This window comes from Thermococcus sp., assembly GCF_027023865.1.
Taxonomy (GTDB): Archaea; Methanobacteriota_B; Thermococci; order Thermococcales; family Thermococcaceae; genus Thermococcus.
The window spans coordinates 36,160-51,610 of the sequence record NZ_JALVUC010000010.1; the positions used below are offsets into that span (position 1 = coordinate 36,160).

Annotated in this window: 17 protein-coding genes, 2 tRNA genes, 1 rRNA gene and 1 pseudogene; 8 read left to right on the top strand and 13 right to left on the bottom strand. The window is 52.2% G+C overall.

Features of this window, described 5'->3' with window-relative positions; translation table 11 throughout:
• Positions 1-5 precede the first annotated feature (5 nt).
• The 5 genes from eif2g to MV421_RS02680 all read right to left on the bottom strand — a co-directional run bounded on the left by eif2g (position 6) and on the right by MV421_RS02680 (position 3,398).
• Positions 6-1,238 carry a translation initiation factor IF-2 subunit gamma gene (eif2g, locus tag MV421_RS02660; RefSeq protein WP_297418125.1) on the bottom strand — a complete coding sequence of 411 codons (1,233 nt, stop codon included), beginning with the start codon at positions 1,236-1,238 and terminating at the stop codon, positions 6-8.
• Positions 1,239-1,391: 153 nt separating this feature from the next.
• Entirely contained in the window at positions 1,392-1,817 is a 426-nt protein-coding gene (locus MV421_RS02665; protein WP_297418122.1) for a translation initiation factor 2, read from the bottom strand.
• A gap of 68 nt (positions 1,818-1,885) precedes the next feature.
• Positions 1,886-2,257: a hypothetical protein gene (locus tag MV421_RS02670; protein WP_297503579.1), complete on the bottom strand. Its 372-nt coding sequence runs from the start codon at positions 2,255-2,257 to the stop codon at positions 1,886-1,888.
• Positions 2,258-2,307: 50 nt separating this feature from the next.
• A complete protein-coding gene (locus MV421_RS02675) occupies positions 2,308-2,793 on the bottom strand; it encodes a hypothetical protein (RefSeq protein WP_297418116.1) in 486 nt (161 codons plus the stop codon).
• Positions 2,794-3,020: 227 nt separating this feature from the next.
• On the bottom strand, positions 3,021-3,398 hold the full coding sequence (locus MV421_RS02680; RefSeq protein WP_297418113.1) for a 30S ribosomal protein S6e: 378 nt from the start codon (positions 3,396-3,398) through the stop codon (positions 3,021-3,023).
• A gap of 148 nt (positions 3,399-3,546) precedes the next feature.
• Between MV421_RS02680 and MV421_RS02685 the strand changes: the two genes are divergently transcribed.
• Positions 3,547-3,717: a preprotein translocase subunit Sec61beta gene (locus tag MV421_RS02685; RefSeq protein WP_297418110.1), complete on the top strand. Its 171-nt coding sequence runs from the start codon at positions 3,547-3,549 to the stop codon at positions 3,715-3,717.
• On the opposite strand, the gene MV421_RS02690 is transcribed toward MV421_RS02685, so the two are convergent.
• Positions 3,714-4,370, bottom strand: coding sequence for a hypothetical protein (locus MV421_RS02690; protein WP_297418107.1), 657 nt, complete (start codon positions 4,368-4,370; stop codon positions 3,714-3,716). The two genes, MV421_RS02685 and MV421_RS02690, sit on opposite strands and share 4 nt — an antisense overlap.
• Positions 4,371-4,465: 95 nt before the next feature.
• On the opposite strand from MV421_RS02690, the gene engB reads away from it, so the two are divergent.
• Positions 4,466-5,092: a GTP-binding protein EngB gene (gene engB, locus MV421_RS02695; protein WP_297418104.1), complete on the top strand. Its 627-nt coding sequence runs from the start codon at positions 4,466-4,468 to the stop codon at positions 5,090-5,092.
• Here the strand turns inward: engB and MV421_RS02700 are convergent.
• Entirely contained in the window at positions 5,036-5,500 is a 465-nt protein-coding gene (locus tag MV421_RS02700; RefSeq protein ID WP_297418101.1) for an Lrp/AsnC family transcriptional regulator, read from the bottom strand. The two genes, engB and MV421_RS02700, sit on opposite strands and share 57 nt — an antisense overlap.
• Positions 5,501-5,663: 163 nt before the next feature.
• Here MV421_RS02700 and MV421_RS02705 point away from each other — a divergent pair, with 163 nt between their 5' ends.
• The 3 genes from MV421_RS02705 to MV421_RS02715 are packed head-to-tail and all read left to right on the top strand — an operon-like array spanning position 5,664 to position 8,009.
• A complete protein-coding gene (locus MV421_RS02705) occupies positions 5,664-6,734 on the top strand; it encodes a Clp1/GlmU family protein (protein ID WP_297517791.1) in 1,071 nt (356 codons plus the stop codon).
• Between the two features lie 44 nt (positions 6,735-6,778).
• Positions 6,779-7,609, top strand: coding sequence for a geranylgeranylglycerol-phosphate geranylgeranyltransferase (locus MV421_RS02710; protein ID WP_297418179.1), 831 nt, complete (start codon positions 6,779-6,781; stop codon positions 7,607-7,609).
• 19 nt (positions 7,610-7,628) lie between these two features.
• Positions 7,629-8,009 (top strand): ribonucleoside-triphosphate reductase, encoded by a 381-nt coding sequence (locus MV421_RS02715; protein WP_297418177.1) that lies wholly within the window; start codon positions 7,629-7,631, stop codon positions 8,007-8,009.
• 67 nt (positions 8,010-8,076) lie between these two features.
• On the opposite strand, the gene MV421_RS02720 is transcribed toward MV421_RS02715, so the two are convergent.
• The 4 genes from MV421_RS02720 to scpB form a co-directional block, all read right to left on the bottom strand.
• A complete protein-coding gene (locus MV421_RS02720; protein ID WP_297503581.1) occupies positions 8,077-8,877 on the bottom strand; it encodes an OB-fold nucleic acid binding domain-containing protein in 801 nt (266 codons plus the stop codon).
• Positions 8,874-9,251: a replication protein RepA gene (locus tag MV421_RS02725; RefSeq protein ID WP_297418092.1), complete on the bottom strand. Its 378-nt coding sequence runs from the start codon at positions 9,249-9,251 to the stop codon at positions 8,874-8,876. The genes MV421_RS02720 and MV421_RS02725 overlap by 4 nt, the downstream gene beginning before the upstream one ends.
• Position 9,252: 1 nt before the next feature.
• Positions 9,253-10,326: an OB-fold nucleic acid binding domain-containing protein gene (locus MV421_RS02730; protein WP_297418090.1), complete on the bottom strand. Its 1,074-nt coding sequence runs from the start codon at positions 10,324-10,326 to the stop codon at positions 9,253-9,255.
• Between the two features lie 103 nt (positions 10,327-10,429).
• Entirely contained in the window at positions 10,430-11,047 is a 618-nt protein-coding gene (scpB, locus tag MV421_RS02735) for an SMC-Scp complex subunit ScpB (RefSeq protein ID WP_297418174.1), read from the bottom strand.
• Positions 11,048-11,137: 90 nt separating this feature from the next.
• Between scpB and rrf the strand changes: the two genes are divergently transcribed.
• A 5S ribosomal RNA gene (gene rrf / locus MV421_RS02740) occupies positions 11,138-11,259 on the top strand.
• 11 nt (positions 11,260-11,270) lie between these two features.
• Positions 11,271-11,348 (top strand) — tRNA-Asp (locus tag MV421_RS02745).
• A 752-nt stretch (positions 11,349-12,100) separates the two neighbouring features.
• On the opposite strand, the gene MV421_RS02750 is transcribed toward MV421_RS02745, so the two are convergent.
• Positions 12,101-12,177: transfer RNA gene (locus MV421_RS02750), tRNA-Thr, on the bottom strand.
• Between the two features lie 97 nt (positions 12,178-12,274).
• Between MV421_RS02750 and MV421_RS02755 the strand changes: the two genes are divergently transcribed.
• Positions 12,275-13,483: a hypothetical protein gene (locus tag MV421_RS02755; protein WP_297418232.1), complete on the top strand. Its 1,209-nt coding sequence runs from the start codon at positions 12,275-12,277 to the stop codon at positions 13,481-13,483.
• A 49-nt stretch (positions 13,484-13,532) separates the two neighbouring features.
• Here the strand turns inward: MV421_RS02755 and MV421_RS02760 are convergent.
• A pseudogene (locus tag MV421_RS02760) lies at positions 13,533-15,435 on the bottom strand (TRAP transporter permease); the annotation flags it as partial.
• Positions 15,436-15,451: the final 16 nt, after the last annotated feature.

Genomic DNA, 15,451 nt, shown 5'->3' on the forward strand with positions numbered 1-15,451 from the left:
AGGAGTCACTCCCTTATGAAGCCGTAGCCGATAAGCCTCCACCTGCTTCCGACCTGTCTGCTTATGGCAACCCTGTCACCAACCTCGGCGCAGATGGGTATCTGGAGCTTCAGCTCAACGGTGTCCTTCCCGAGACCCGTAACGAGACCCATCGTCCTCGCCGTTCCAACGTTGAGGAGGAGAACCTCACGCCTCTTTACTGGCTCGACCCTGAGTTCTTCCTCCGTCCCGACGACACGGTCGAGGAGATGCACCTCTAGGGTCAGGTCATCCCATACTGGTGGGAGTTTCCCGGGCTTTCCAACGGCGTTTCCTGCCATGAGGTCGCCCTTAGTCAGGTACGGGTCGAGTTTGGTTCCAACCCCAACGAGACCGCCTGGATATGCCTCTTCAACGAACCTCCCCCCCGCCTGCAGGGAGACTATCTCCGTCGTTATCGGCTCGTAGCGTATCCTGCCATGATCCTCGTAGGGAACTCCGGGCCTTATCTCTATCTCCTCGCCGACCTTGAGCTTGCCCTGGATTATCGAGCCACCGATGACACCCCCCATGAGCTTCTCCGGCGGCGTTCCGGGTTTGTTGACATCAAAGCTCCTCAGAACGAGCATTTTTGGGGCCTTCCTGGCGTCCCTGTGAGATCGGGGTATAAACTCCTCAATGGCCGCGAGGAGGACGTCAATGTTGGCACCATGGAGTGCCGAGATCGGGATTATCGGGGCGTTCTCGGCGACGGTTCCCTTAACGAACTCCTTTACCTCCTCGTAGCGCTTCATCACGGTCTCCCTGTCCACGAGCTCTATCTTGTTGAGGGCAATGACCACGTTTCTGTTCCCTACTATCTGAAGGGCCATAAGGTGCTCCCTAGTTTGGGGCATTATCCCCTCGTTGGCTGCTATGACGAGAACGGCTCCGTCCATGAGTGAGGCTCCAGCCAACATCGTCGTCATCAGGGCCTCGTGACCGGGGGCGTCTATGAACGACACACGCCTTTTGAACTTCGTCTCGTGGCCGCAGTAGGGGCAGATTGGGGAGGTGGAGTACCTCCCACAGTTCGGGCACTTCCTTATCTCCGCGTCGGCAAAGCCTATCTTGATTGTGATGCCCCTTCTAAGCTCCTCGCTGTGGGTGTCAGTCCAGATTCCCGTTAAAGCCCTTGTGAGTGTCGTTTTGCCGTGATCAACGTGACCTACCATTCCTATGTTAACTTCAGCCTGCCTAAACTCCTTCTTCTTAGCCACTTCTCTCACCCCTAAGGGTAGAAGCGATGGGCGCTTATTAAGGTTTCTTCATCACGCTCTCTTGGGGTTTTAGTTGGGTGTGTCTCGGATTATCCTTTTGGCATGAAGCGGGGGTAAACAAGCAGATGACTCACAGGGTAGGGGTATCTTGCTTCATAGCGGCTCTTCTCTGAAGAAGATTGCCTTTTCATCCTCGCTAAGAGGGTATCCTGCCTCTGTAAGGAGCTTGGCCGCCATCAGTGCAAATAGCAACCCCAGCAGTCCTAAAATTGCAAGGTTGCCATCTGACCAGCGTCCAGAAAGAGAAGCTGTTATTGGTATAATCCCTATTATGTAGCGGGAAACCAGGAGGTTATTGGCCACTTTGTCGGCTTTTTCTTTGGGATACACTTTTGATAACGTTTTCCACTCCTCTCGGTAGATGTGCAGGATTATTGGGGTCATTGCGATTAGCCAGAGTAGGCCAAACTCTACACCAAGCTCCACCCCATACTTCCCGAAAATAACGACTAAGACCTCAGCTGCAGCTAGGCGTGTGAGGAAATTATGTACGAACTTTTTCCGGTCGTTGACAATCATGGGAGTCCCCCTATAATTTGGATTTAAGGTAATTAGTCTAATAAGAGATAGGGAAAGAAAATAAAAATTTACTTGTTGCCACTGCCGTTTGAATAGGATGTGGGACATATACCTTTGAAGCAGCCTGGGCCACTTGGAGGATCAGTTCTCTCGAAATACGTGTCGTATGAAAGTACTACGTTTCCGATAGTCGGCTTCTCCCACCCTTTAATCTGAGAATGTCCGCTGATAATATCACCGATAGCCCAGGACACCATTCCTGATAATACTTTAGTTCCCGTCGTTCCCAAGAGTGCAATACTCTCTGGGAAGAATACAGAAATAGCAACGCTTCCAACTGCATTAATGGCACTTGCACGGCTATACGTGTGAATATAATACATTGCAGTGGTCACTTCCAATCCTTGATACTCGAGTTTTGGTCTAACGCCAACATACATAATAACCACTTGAGATGTCATCATCGACTTTTATTGTTATCTTCATGAATCTAAACCAGTACCCCTTGATCTTTTTTGGTGACCATGTTATTAGCCCCATAGAATTTAAGGACCACCCTGAGGGGGGATACTTCAATAACTGGTTGTTCCATATAAAAGAGGTCTTCCCAGTGCCCATTGTGGTTGTCAATATCCTTTTCTAGTTCCGCTGGGGTATCAATGCCAGATTTTATGTGCCCGTTTTTGTCGACATACACTTGCCAGGGGAGTGTTATTACGATATAATCGTTAGGTCCATCTATAATTTTCTCAGTGTGATCCCATTCCCAGTGATATGCTAAATATATCCTCCCTCTATACACATAAGACAGATATGGCTCAAAGCTGAGGTGCAATTCACTTTTGTCTCCAAAGATCATCGGTCGAACTGGATTCTCAATTGAGTTTTCTGGCGTTGATGTTGCTGCCGCGCTTCCAGCTGTAACTCCAACCATTAGCAGTCCCAACAGGACTGCGAACAACGGCTTCCACTTCACAAGGTTCACCTCTTTGAGGTTTTTGCATTATGGTCTAATCAACTTATCTTTATAAACTTTTCCTTTTACTCTAAGTAAAAATTCTTCCTTTTTTTCGAGTATAAATTCGTTCCGAGTTAAGTCCCCCTTTTAGAATGAACCAAAAGAAGGCCAAGTAAAAGAGTTGCATGAAGATGCACTTGGAGAATTCACACGCACGTAGGAAGATCAAAGAAAAGGTTTGAAGCTCAGAAGACGAGCTTCATGTTGACCTGCACGACTTCGGGGCTGATAGTGTTGCCCCTGACGGTCTTCTTCCTCCTCTCACCGCGCTCCTTTGGCCTGAAGCCCGGGCCGCGGGAGATGAGTATCTTGACCCTCCTTGGGCCGTGGACGTCCGGCCTCATAGCAAAGCCGTCCTTGTCTGTTCCCCCGGTTACCCTGAGCTTAACGTTGCCCGGAATCTCCTCGCCGAATATCTCTGTGAGGTTGAGACCGAGCTCGCTTGCCGGAACCTCGTCTCCTATGCGCTTTCCAACAAGCTTCTCAGCCTCTTCTCCGCTTATCTCAACCTGCCTAGCTATGCCGTTCTTCGGGTTCGATATAACCAGCTTGAAAGTAGCCATTTCCTCCCACCTCCTGTGTCATTAGCGGGATTCATTGGGATAACCCCTTATCCACCCCCGGGTGCGGCTCAGCCTTTAAAAAGTTTCTCTTCCATCATCACAACTTTTTTATACCCGGGCGCGAGCTTTATGTAAAGGGGTGAGAGAAATGGCGAAGGAAAAGACGACCCTGCCGCCGACGGGAGCGGGATTGATGAGGTTCTTCGATGAAGATACGAGGGCAATAAAGGTTGGACCAAAGGGAGTCATCGCGATGGCTCTTATCCTAGTGGCGGCCGAGATACTGCTCTTCGCATTCGGGCCTCAGATCTTCGGTTAAATGAAGCTCGTCTTCTTCAGTCCCCTCGCGTTCAGTTCTTCGTTTATTATGTTCCTGACAGCCTCTTCAAGACCTCCTTGGGCGAGGCCGTCAACGTCCTCTTTTATCTTGTCTATGTCGTGCCTTAGCCCCTCGAGGAGTTTTATGTACTCCTTGGCCATCTCAAGCTGGCCCTCCTGTCTGACCAGTTGCTCCTTGAGGTGTTCAAAGTCGTCCTTCATGACCTGGAACTTCCTAAGCTCGTGCTGGAGCTCGTCGATCTGCTTCGTAAGCGAGTAGTTCTCCTCCTTCAGCTTCTCTATCGTTTTGTCTTTTTCCTCAAGCTCTCTGACGAGGGTGTTGTACTCCTCTGCCACCTCATTGAGCCTCTCAATCTCCCTCAACGGTGGAACCTTCCCGTTCCCGAGGATTATGACATCTGGACCGACGTTCACTATGTCGTTCGGCTTTATCTTCAGCTTCTTCTCGCTTGAGAACATGCTCTGTCCCTTTCCAAGGTTCTCAATCTCCCTCATCTTTAGGATGAAGTAGAACTGGTCACCCTCGACCTCGACGTTTATATCCGTCACATATCCGAGTATCTTCCCTTCGGTTAGAGATATGACGAACTTGTTTATGAGCTGATTGGCCTTCGCCTCGCTCCCTTCGGGCATAGAACACCACCGCACATATTTTGAGGGGAGGATACTTAACCTTTCCGGCGCCGGCAAGGTTTTATAGGCTCGCCCTGACTCCCTCCGGTGAGACCATGATAATATTCGCGGGACGCTCAAACGTTGGGAAGAGTACTCTCATATTCCGCCTGACCGGGAAGTGGGTGAAGCGTGGGAAGAGACCAGGGGTAACGAGAAAACCTATGGAGGTCAACTGGAGAGGGAGGACGGTAGTCGACCTGCCGGGCTTTGGCTTTATGAGCGGCGTTCCGAAAAGGGTTCAGGAGAGGATTAAGGACGAGATAGTTCACTTCATCGAGGACAACGCGGATGAGATAGAGTTGGCAGTTCTGGTTGTGGACGGAAAAGCGGCCCCAGAGATAATCGAGCGCTGGGAGAGGAGGGGGGAGATACCTGTAGACGTTGAGTTCTACGGGTTCCTACGGGAGCTGGGCATACCAACGGTGGTAGCTGTTAACAAGCTGGACAAGATAAAGAACCCTGAGAGGACAATGAACTTCCTTGCCGAGAAGTTCGGTGTTCCTTACTCCGAAATCGATGAGACCTTTGTGCCGATATCGGCAAAGTTCGGAAAGAATCTTGACGTACTAAGGGTGCTCATAGAGCGGAAGATGCGGGAAAAGAAGGGAAAACCGGAGGAGAATTCAAAGGACCTCGAGGACAATGTGGGTGATGGTCTCCTTGACGCCATCGAGGGATGATATCTCTTCCAGTATTTCGTCGAGCTTCGTTTTATCGGCCTCGACTATGAGGTCAATGTCCCCCGTGACACGGTAGATTTTCTTTATGTTGATCTTCTTTATGGCCTCGTACACACTCTTCCTCTTGGTCGGCTCTATCCTAACGAAGACGAAGACGTCGCCCTTCTTCTCTCCGAGTAAATCCAGGGCCTTGTCGGTGAGGTCGATAAAGCCCCTACCGGTTCTGATATAGCCCCTCTCCTTGAGGACCTTGAGGTGGTTGCTGAGCGCCTGCCTGGTAATTCCGAGCTCCTCGGCAAGCTCGTCTTGGGTCTTCTCAACGGTGTGGACCTCTATGGTCTTACCCTCCTCATGAAACTTCTTGAGGAGCCTTATCTGCCTGGGGGTGAGGGTGTTCTTGTCCTCCATCTCTAAAACCTCCTTTGCATGTCCCACTTTTACATTTTATTAAACTAGGGTATGGTCATTGTCAATGTCAAACTTCCGATTCTATACCCATGCCACTTAAACCACTTATAAGCCTTTTCATCACTTCAGTTAGATTTTTAACGCTCCGTACTTAGTTTAAAACATGAACAAGGCCTCCTACACGACCGACGTTCCGGAGGACAGGTTTGAGCTGGTCAACGTGATACTCCACACCCCAAAGAGACCCCTTCGTGTCATGCTAATAGGCGGTTCCGACAGCGGCAAGACGACGCTCCTCACCTTCCTAGCGAACGAGCTTATCAAGGATGGCCTCCGCGTTGCGGTTGTGGACAGCGACGTCGGCCAGAAGGGTATTCTTCCACCTGCGACGGTGAGTTTTGCCCTGCCAGACGGCCCGTTTTCAAACCCGAGCGAGCTGAGTGGTACTGCCCACTACTTCATTGGCACGACTTCCCCGGGGCAGTACGTTGGTGAAATGGCTGTTGGTGTTGAAAGATTGGTCAATGGGGCATCATCCCTTGCGGACGTGGTTCTCATCGATACCACGGGCTTTGTAACCGGCCCTGGAGCCGAGATGAAGCGCCTGAAGGTCGAACTCATAAAACCAGAGTTGACCGTTGTCCTCGAGCGGAGGGGGGAGATGAAATACCTCTCGAAACTCCTCACCCCGTACACCAAGGTGATTAGACTAGGAATAAGCCCCCACGTGAGAGAGCACTCTCCCAATGAGAGGGGATCCGTTAGGGAGGAGAAATGGAGGGCCTACTTTGCAGGTTCCTCCCTTGCGGAGGTTGACCTCGGTGAGCTGGCCGTTGGTGGGATCTCGCTCTTCCAGGGCAGGCCTCTTTCGACCCAGGAAAAGGAGCTTTTCTCCTCCGTTTTTGGCTGGCTTGTCCTGGCGGGATGGAAGGGAGAACGTTACACCGTCATCAAGTCCGATGTTGGAAGGTTTCCAAGGCACTACAATCGGTTCTCCCTCCGGGCGATTGACTTTGAGAAGATGAGCAACCTCATTGTGGGCTTCGTAGATAAGACCGGCCTCTGCCTTGGCCTAGGAATCCTCAAGTGGATAAACTTCAGTTCACGCGTTGCACAGGTCCTCACGCCCCTTCCTCAGGAAGTCCTTGAGAACACCGTTGAACTGCGCTTTGGCAGGATACGTGTCCTCGAGACCGGTGAGGAGCTTGGACTTATCGGGAGGGACGAGCTTTAGCAAAGATTTTTAAGGCAATCTCCTAAATGAATTAGGTGGCCCTAATGGAACTCAAGGCTTTCATCGAGATTACCCGGCCCCACAACTGTGTTCTCGCTGGAGTAGTTGGTCTTCTCGGCTCGGTTGTGGCGGCGGGTCACTTTCCCGATGCTCTAATCGCGCTCCTCACCTTCCTTGTGGTCACCCTGGGCTGCGCCGGCGGTAACACGGTAAACGACTACTTCGACTACGAGATAGACAGCATAAACCGACCCGATAGACCCCTCCCACGGGGGGCCATGAGCAGGGGGGCTGCCCTTTGGTATGCGATGGCCCTCTTTGCGGTAGGGCTTTCCCTCGCGGCCCTAATAAACGTCTACGCCCTAGCCCTAGCGGTTGTAGCGTACGCTACGATGTTCCTCTACGCTTGGAAGCTCAAGCCCCTACCGTTCATTGGAAACCTTGCCGTTGCCGGGCTGACGGGGCTCACGCCCCTCTACGGTGCGGTGGCAGTCGACCACATTGGTCTGGCCGGAACACTCGCCATTTGTGCCTTCCTCGTCAACGTGGCTCGGGAGGTCGTTAAGGACATTGAAGACGTTGAGGGAGACCTGACCAAGGGCGCCAGAACCCTTCCGATATTATGGGGGCAGAGGAAAGCGGCTTACGTTGGGGCAATATTTGCGGTGCTGACTGTCATAGCCTCATTTCTCCCGGTTAAGGCGGGCGTTGGCCTCGGCTACTATGCCATGCTACCGGTAGATTTAATAATCCTCTACGCGGCTTACCTCATACTCCGCTCCCAGGACAAGGTGACCGCCCACAGGGCGCAGAAGCTACTGAAAATAAGCATTTTCCTTGCGGTGATGGCTTTCCTGATCGCGGCTCTGGTTTGAGGAGGTGATGCTCATGAAGATGGAACTTTGGGATGAACTCGTAAAAGCATTGGAGGAGGACGGTCTCTGGACCGTTGTAACCTTCAAGACCCCCCACGGCCCTGGGGCAACCCTTGAGGAGCTTGCAAAGGCAGTTGAAAAGGCTGGCTGGCGCGTTACCTTTAAGGCCAACTGGTGGACCGCTGATATACCCTACGGGCTGGCCAGAATGGATCTCAGAAAGGACGGCAGGGAAAAGATACTGCTTGGAAAGTGGATACTCGGAAGGGAACTTGAACTCGTCAAGCTTGAGAACATGCCCCTCGAAAAGGGACGTGACGAGTTCTTCAGAATGGTGGACAGTATAACCTCAACACTGATCTATGACCCCGTGATAAGAACCATGAGGGAGCAGTACTAACCCCCCACCTTTTGGTTTGGTGCGTCCTTTTCTGGGGCTACCTACTAAAGCAGTAAAGTAGAAAAGCTCAGAGCGGCTCGTAGTAGCCTATCTCCGGCTCGTAGATTTCGCCCTCCGCTAGGAGCTGGGTTATGGCATCCTCGAGGATGTCCTCATCGAACTCAGAGGAAAGCTTTTTGACGATGAACTTGTGGGATAGCGCTTTTCCCTTCTCCCTTAGGAGTTCCACAACCGCTTTCTTGGCCTTCTTGACCTCCAGGTTCTCCTGCGGCTCCTTCTCAGGGGGTTCCTCCTCGAAGAGCTCTTCCTCCAGGTTCCTCTGCTCCAATACCATCGTGTATAATTCGTCCATGGTCATCAGCAGGTCCTCGTCAACGCCCTTGTTCTTCGCTATGACCTTTGCCTTGGCCGTTATCCCGTAGCGGTTGTATATGTCGAAGGCCAGTCTGGCTTTTTTCGCGTGCTCGGTCTTCTCCTTGAGGGTCTCATAGCGGTGGAGTATCCAGAAGTCCGGGTCGACCTTGGTAACCCCTTCCACGAGTATCTGCTTATCGTCGCGCCATTCTGCTACTTTCCCGATTACCTGAACCAGGTCTCCCTTCTTCACAAGCCTGATGAAGCGCGTGTCGTCGCGGAAGCCCAAAACCCATATCGTTCCCGTCCCATCGTCAATCTGGAATTTTCCGTAGGTCTCGTCGTCGCTTATCACTGGCTCCCTGACGACTGTTGCGGCCACCTTGGCGCGGTAGACCTTTCTCGCGTCCCTTGTTATGAGGTAGTTCGGCTCGAAGTCGCCCTCGCTCCTGACGTAGTAACCGTTTAGGATATCCTTAATGTAAACTCTGCTCGCTGGAAGGCGCTTTTTCATGATTCCTCACCTCCGAAGAATTCGATGATCCCCTCGAGCTTTGGAATGACTTTCCTCTCAAGCTCCCTTATCTCCTCAAGGGCTTCAATGTCGGCGTTGCTGAAGTCCTGCACCACCTCGCCGTAGATGTGGACCCCTTCGTCGTTCCTGATGATCCTTCCGATGACCCTCACTATCTGACTGTTCTCTGGTAAAACGTTCTCCTCGCTCTCGATGAGTATGACGCCGGTTCCGTCGTCGATCCAGAAGGTGTAGTCCATTTTGTCCACCTTGAAGGCCTTCCCGATTAGGGAAATGCGCGTGTCGTCTTCTTTTATCTCACTTATTTTCCTCTCGACGGCGGGCTTCCTCCTCTTAAAGCGGACCTCCTCCATTTCACTCACCCCCCTCAAGCTCGGCTATGGCCTTCTTAAGTTCGGCCTTGGCCCTTGATATCTCCCGGCGCGGGTTGACCTCGTCCCATCCAAAGGCCTTAAGAAGAAGTCCAAGGAACTTGTCGTCCACTGCGTTTCCCCTGACGATTATCTCCCTTCCGAGGAGGTGATAGTACTCGTCCTCGGCCAGCTTCCTTCCGGCCTCTTTGATGGTCAGGCCGCTTTCAACGAGTTCTCTGAGCTTCTCGGATATCTCCTCAGGGTCGGCCCCTATAAGCTCCGCAGCATCGTCCCCGAAGAGGGTCGTTCTTATGTAGCCGGTAGAGTCGTCGAGGCCGAAGTCGAGGATAACTACCTTTATCGGCTTGACCTCACCATGTTCTGGGCATATCCAGGTGTTCGTTGTTGGGTCGTGGTCTACCTTCCTCCTGCACTGGGGGCATGCGTCATAGGCAGTAACGCGATAGAGCCTAGCTATTGTCCCCCTCACTTCAATGAACCTCTCTCCCCCCGTGAGCTCTCCTATCTTTCTCCGCTGGTAGTTGTAGCTTCTGACTTCATCGAGCGGAGGGATCTCCCCAACGCGCGGATCTTCCGGGTCGATTATTATCCTTGTTCTGAAGTTGGCGTGGAGCTCTATCCCGTTCCGCCCTTCCCTTACTGTGGGGTCAATGACCTTTATCACATCCCCCGGGTTGAGTTCGTCGTAGTATTTGACAACAGCGTTGTCCCAGAGGACAAGCCTGGCTTTGCCAGTTGAGTCGTAGATCATGAGGTTTGCGACCCTGCCAGTAGAACCGTTTCGTTTTTTATACTCTCTGGGGGGGTATTTCCTCATAATCCTGGCGACGATGTTTATACCGGTCATTCCTGGAACGAGGTCTTTTATGTGGGGAAGTTCCTCGCTTCCTTCGAGGCTGATACCAAGTTCTTCGGCGAGCATAACCGCGGCCGCGTGCTCCGATATGCCCTCGCGCTCCGCTATTTTTCGTATCCTAGCCTCGATTTCATCCAGTGAGAGGCCCTTTCGTCTCTCAATCCTGCTTATAATCTCCTCCTTTGTTAGCACTCCCATAACACTCACCTTAATGGTAATCATAGTTCCAGGTATTTAAACCTTTCTCTGGTGTCCTATTTTCAAAAAAGGCCTCCCCTTTGGTTCCAGGAGGAACGGGGCTTCACTCCTCACCGGACGTTTTTGGCTCGACAATTTCTGTCTCTTTTACCTTCCCGGAGGAATTTTCATTCCCTCCTTCAATCTTCACGATAAGGTCGCTGTACTCAGCGTGGACCACCTTTTTGAAGGTCTCTTTGATTATTACCGGGTTGTTCTCTGGGAACCCATAGAGTTCCGCGAACTTCGATGTCGTTCCGAGGAGCTTCGTTCTCTCGTAGGGTTCCGCGTATATCATCCCCATGTCAAGTAGCTTCCTTATGTGCTCGTAGGCTTGGCTTCCGCGGAGCTTCACGACTTTACTCTGCTCTATCGGCTGGAGGTAGGCTATGAGAGCGAGTGTCTTTAGTTCTCCCGTTCTGAGATCAGGTCTTGGCATAAGGTGGGCAACCCTCTGGCTGTATTCCTGCTTGACCTGCATGACGTATTTATCGCCCAAAACCCGTACAACCTCAACTGCGCTCTTCCTCTCGGCGTATTCAGCGGCAATGAGGTCTATGAGTTTCTCCAGATAGTCTAGTGACTTTATTCCGAGTGCCCTCGACAGCTCCTTTACGCTTAGGGGTCTACCCGACACAAAGAGGGCCGCCTCCACGAGAGCCTTATCCTCAAGCAGTCCCATTATTTCCACCCTCCATATTTCTGAGCCGGATTCTATAACCTTTTCCCTGACCGCAAACTTTATAAAGTCCACTCGGGAGGTTGGTACCGGTACGGCGGTCATAGCGGTGGGGTCATACCCGGTCTCGTTTCGACCCCGGAAGTTAAGCCCGCCTGCGTTTCCGGTTGTACTGCCCTCCGGGAGGGGGTGGGAAGCCGGAAACGCCGCCGGCCTCTATTCATGCGCCCGGGTGGTGTAGCCCGGCCCATCATACGGGACTGTCACTCCCGTGACCCGGGTTCAAATCCCGGCCCGGGCGCCACACTCACAAACTTCGCCTTCGTGAAGTTTGATCAAGGTTTGCATGTCACTTTTAGAAATTCCCAGTTTTGGGAAGGGTTTGCTCTTTCACTTGTAGGGTTACAGTGTTTCACTGTTAGAATAACACCCTCCGGGTGTTAAGGGGAAGTTGAAACCTTTTTTAGATTGCGTTTTCAGGTGCAAACCCGCTTTGAGCTTGCGACTTGAGGAGACATGCAAACTCATTCTTGAATTTTTCGGGAAGTTCGCCCTTTGATCAAAAACCTTGTACTGCAAAGTTTGCTTGCTTCGCAAAGCGCTGATGGAAAGATCGCGTACCTTCTGAAAAACTCAAATTCTCGAGGGGTTTACTCCTCAATTGCCAGTTCTTGAGCGTTTGGTCTTCTCAAGACGCCCGAAGGGCGCCAGAATAAAGTGCAAGATCTGTTTAAGGACTTCGTTTAGAGGTAATCCCCAAAACTGCACCGGGATATTGAAACGTGCACACCGGTGCTATACACTTGTAGTAGATCAAGGGTTATGATTCTTGTTTGAAAGCTCGTTATGGTGGGATTTTCAATTGGAATTGCTTTTTGGATTGTGGATTCCTTATCGGGAGTGTTTTCAAGTGAGTTCGAGTTTTTAGCGCTCCAACGGAGCGCGGTAAGAGTGAACCCTTTCAAGAGTCCCTCCCGCAAAAATTCACCCTCATTTTGGCATCTCAAAAAAGAACTACCAACTTTGATGAAACTTTTGCCGAGCAAAAGTTTCTTATGGAGCCCCGGGCGGGGTTTGAACCCGCGGCCTGCCGCTTACCAAGCGGCCGCTCCGCCAGGCTGAGCCACCGGGGCGTCGATGATACGATGCCTGGGGAGCTTTATAAATTTTTCCCCTGTCCAGACCGCAACCTTATTTAGTGGATGGGTGGATAACTCCTCGGGTGAAAACGTGAAGGTTGGGATCGTTTTTGGGATTAGCGAGCTTGCTAACCCTAAGGACTTTGAGAAGAAAGCTTCGGAGTTTATCACCTCCCTTGCCAGCGAATTCGACGTCGTTGGAGGTTTCTTCATCTCAACTAAGGCGGACTTCAAAGAGGCCAAAGCGACGGTGAACTTCAACGAGGTTGACACGATAGTCATCTATCCGCTAACCGGCGGCACGGAGGGAGCGTTGAAGGAGTTTACTGTCTACAGGAGGCCGGTTGTCGTCTACGGCGACCCGTTCAACAACTCTCTCGCTGCGGGAATAGAACTCAGGGAGTACTTCCGCGAGCGGTTAGTCCCATCAACCCTCGTCAAAAACTTCAACGAGCTTAGGGCAGCTTTACTAGGCTACGACGATATGAGGGAAACCCTAGACAGGTTCCTGAAGATGCGCATCGGTCTGATAGGCCGCGTTTCGCCCTGGCTCATAAACGAGAAGTTCGAGTTGCCCTACACGAGGATCAGCCTCAAGAAGTTCTACGAGTACTACGATGCGGTTACGGATGAAGAGGGCTGGAATGCCGTTGAGGGGATAGTATCCAAGGCGGCTGAAATTAAAGAACCCGATAGGAAAGCTTTAGTCAAGGCTGGCAGGATATACGTGACGATAGGGAGAATTCTCGAGGAGTACAACCTCGATGGTTTTACCATAGGATGTTTCGATCTCATAGGGAAGATCGGCTCAACCCCCTGTCTGGCTTTGGCCATGTTCAACGCCCGCGGAGTCCCCGCTGCATGTGAGGGCGAGCTTAACTCCCTCTTAGGTATGATGATAGTGCAACGCTTCTTTGGCAAACCTGCCTTTATGGGTAACGTAGCGGACTACGGCGAGAGTCACCTGATTCTGGCACACTGTACCGCGCCGCTAATCGGGCGTTACGTTCTAAGAAGCCACTTCGAGAGCGGAACCGGTGTCGGTGTTGACGTGCAGTTACCAAAGGGAAAGGCGAGCCTGCTAAAGATGCGTGGAAGGAAAGCGGTCGTTGCAGGCGTCGAAGTTGTCGGGCAGGAACACAGCAACATGCGCTGCAGGACGCAGGTCAAGCTCAGAGTCGAGGATGCCGTGGACTTCATAGATGGAACCCTCGGAAACCACCACCTTCTCGTCTACGTCGAGGGTGAGGAACTTGCGGATCTGCTCAGCGAGCTTGGCTTCGAGGTCATGCTCTACTGATTTTCCTTTCTGTTAAGTTCTAGAAAAGCTAAAGGGAAGAAAAAGAAACTCATGCGGTCTCTTTTATCCCAGCAAACTTCGCTCCATAGAGCTTCAGGCCCAGCCAGGTAACGAAGCCTGCCCCAACGAGTACCGGGTTCAACGTAACCCCAACAAGGCCTAAGACCCCAACGAGGCCGCGGACCCATTTCTTCAGGTGTGTTCCGTAGAAGCCGGTCAGCGATATCGCCAGCAGGTACATGACGAAGAGCGTTGCCACCATGTAGTAAACCACCTCCAATGTTGCCATGACGCTCCAGTGGGGCACCGTTATGAGGAACATCTTGGGGTGGGTGAAGTAGATGTAAGGTCCGACGTAGCCCGCGAGCGCGTACTTGACCGCATTCATTGCCGTTTTCCAGAAGTCTCCTCCCGCTATGGCAGAGCCAGCGTAGCTCGCGAGGGCAACTGGGGGGCGTAACGTCCGCGAGGATTCCGAAGTAGAACACGAAGAAGTGGGCTGCTAAGAGGGCTATGAGGGTTGTGTATCCCGGAACCGGCTGGTCGTAGGGGGGGATGTTCTGGACGAGCATGTAAATGGCCGGTGCGGAGACGAGTGAGGTTATGATGTAATTCGCGGTGGTTGGAACGCCCATTCCAAGGATGAGGCTGAAGACCATCGTCAGGATGAGGAGGAGCCAGAGGTTGCCGCCGGTTAGACTTACGAGACGGTAGCCGATGTTGGTCAGCTCACCGGTCATGGTGAGGACGCCCTGTATTAGTCCAGCGGCCGCCGCGGCCAGCATGACGCTGACACTCGTTTTGCCCGCGTCTATCATGGCCTCGTAGGTTGCCCTGTACATCATCTTGCCACTGTCTATCTTGGAGTAGTAGCCGACAAGGATCGAGAACAGGATTCCAAAGACGCCGGTCATGAGGACTATCTGCTCCTTCGTCATCATCAGGTACTTCGTGAGGGCCACGAAGAGCAGGAACGAGGTTGTTATCCAGTACTTCTCGTTGAACTCCACGCCCTTCTTGACGAGTCCGAGACCGGTAAGGACTAGGAAAGTGGCGAAGAGCGTCAGTGTAGAGACCATGACCCAGTTCTTGCCCGTGAACATGAGGAACGTCGCAAGGAGCGCTATCACCACGTAGAGCTTCTCGTTTCCAGCTATCTCATCCCTTGAAATCCACGCCACCCAGATGGCAACGCCAAGGGATGAAACCGCGGAGATGTGCGGCGGAATTCCCCAGACGAGGGCAACCGTGATGACAACTATGGGCAGGAGGATGTAGAGCTTCCTGATGAAGTAACTCATGGTCTTGAAGGCCTCTGCGGCCATACCCTTGAGTCCAAGCCTCTTGGTCTCGAGGTCGATGAAGAGGTAAACGCCACCGTAGTAGACCAGCGCCGGAATGACCGCCGCGATTATAAGCCTGTTGTATGGGATGTTGAGGAACTCTGCCATTATAAAGGCCGCTGCACCCATAATGGGCGGCATCAGCTGGCCGCCGGTTGAGGAGACAGGCTCTACACCTCCAGCTATCTCCGGAGGGTAACCTGTCTTCTTCATTAGGGGTATCGTGAAAGTTCCGGTGGTTAAGACGTTGGCAACGCTCGAACCGCTGACCATCCCCATGAGGGCGCTCGAGACAACTGCCGATTTGGCTGGACCGCCGGGCTTCTTTCCGAAGAGCGCTATCATAAACTCCGTTATGTAGTCACTCACGCCTATCTTTAGCAGGAACGCCCCAAAGAACACGAAGGCGAAGACGTATATCGTCATGACGAAGAACGGGATTCCGAAGATACCCTCGTCGAAGTAGAGCTGCTGGACGAAGCGGCTCCAGTTGAAGCCAATGGCGTAGATGCCGTAGGCCAGGAAGAGAACCACTATTGCCGGTAGAACCCAACCCAAAACCCTCCTCGTCGCCTCGAGGACGATGGTTATTGCTATTAGACCCATTACATTTTTCTTTTACAAG

Coding starts and splice junctions, on each gene's coding strand:
- MV421_RS02665 (WP_297418122.1), bottom strand. CDS start 1,817: ATGATTGTCAACGACCGGAAAAAGTTCGTACATAATTTCCTCACACGC.
- MV421_RS02670 (WP_297503579.1), bottom strand. CDS start 2,257: ATGTATGTTGGCGTTAGACCAAAACTCGAGTATCAAGGATTGGAAGTG.
- MV421_RS02680 (WP_297418113.1), bottom strand. CDS start 3,398: ATGGCTACTTTCAAGCTGGTTATATCGAACCCGAAGAACGGCATAGCT.
- MV421_RS02685 (WP_297418110.1), top strand. CDS start 3,547: ATGGCGAAGGAAAAGACGACCCTGCCGCCGACGGGAGCGGGATTGATG.
- MV421_RS02690 (WP_297418107.1), bottom strand. CDS start 4,370: ATGCCCGAAGGGAGCGAGGCGAAGGCCAATCAGCTCATAAACAAGTTC.
- engB (WP_297418104.1), top strand. CDS start 4,466: ATGATAATATTCGCGGGACGCTCAAACGTTGGGAAGAGTACTCTCATA.
- MV421_RS02700 (WP_297418101.1), bottom strand. CDS start 5,500: ATGGAGGACAAGAACACCCTCACCCCCAGGCAGATAAGGCTCCTCAAG.
- MV421_RS02705 (WP_297517791.1), top strand. CDS start 5,664: ATGAACAAGGCCTCCTACACGACCGACGTTCCGGAGGACAGGTTTGAG.
- MV421_RS02710 (WP_297418179.1), top strand. CDS start 6,779: ATGGAACTCAAGGCTTTCATCGAGATTACCCGGCCCCACAACTGTGTT.
- MV421_RS02715 (WP_297418177.1), top strand. CDS start 7,629: ATGGAACTTTGGGATGAACTCGTAAAAGCATTGGAGGAGGACGGTCTC.
- MV421_RS02720 (WP_297503581.1), bottom strand. CDS start 8,877: ATGAAAAAGCGCCTTCCAGCGAGCAGAGTTTACATTAAGGATATCCTA.
- MV421_RS02725 (WP_297418092.1), bottom strand. CDS start 9,251: ATGGAGGAGGTCCGCTTTAAGAGGAGGAAGCCCGCCGTCGAGAGGAAA.
- MV421_RS02730 (WP_297418090.1), bottom strand. CDS start 10,326: ATGGGAGTGCTAACAAAGGAGGAGATTATAAGCAGGATTGAGAGACGA.
- scpB (WP_297418174.1), bottom strand. CDS start 11,047: ATGGGACTGCTTGAGGATAAGGCTCTCGTGGAGGCGGCCCTCTTTGTG.